The following is a 456-nucleotide window of genomic DNA, read 5'->3' as shown; positions in this document are numbered from 1 at the left end:
GTCATGCTGAAATAAAAAAGCCCTGAACGTGTCAGGGCTTAATGGGGTTGATGAGCTGAGGAATCAATCCCAGCTCAGCGCGCCGCCAGTCTGGTACTCGATCACACGGGTTTCGAAGAAGTTTTTCTCTTTCTTCAAGTCCATGATCTCGCTCATCCATGGGAACGGGTTAGTCGTCCCTGGGTATTCTTCTTTCAGACCAATCTGCGACAAACGACGGTTAGCGATGAACTTGAGATAGTCCTCCATCATCGCCGCGTTCATACCCAGCACGCCACGTGGCATGGTATCGCGCGCATATTCGATCTCCAGCTGAGTCCCTTGCAGGATCATCTGAGTCGCTTCTTCCTTCATCTCGGCATCCCACAGGTGTGGGTTTTCGATTTTGATCTGGTTGATCACATCGATACCGAAGTTCAGGTGCATCGACTCATCGCGCAGGATGTACTGGAACTG

At 51.1% G+C, this 456-nt stretch carries 1 protein-coding gene; it reads right to left on the bottom strand.

Annotated elements, in window-relative coordinates:
• Positions 1-63: 63 nt before the first annotated feature.
• Positions 64-456: ribonucleotide-diphosphate reductase subunit beta (locus HX812_RS31915; RefSeq protein ID WP_177105961.1), on the bottom strand; the 393-nt coding region annotated here is incomplete at its 5' end.

Source organism: Pseudomonas sp. IPO3749 (genome assembly GCF_013386605.1).
GTDB classification, from domain to species: domain Bacteria; phylum Pseudomonadota; class Gammaproteobacteria; order Pseudomonadales; family Pseudomonadaceae; genus Aquipseudomonas; species Aquipseudomonas azotoformans_A.
Note: the sequence above shows the minus strand (reverse complement) of the source record. Positions and strands in the feature narration are given on the sequence as shown.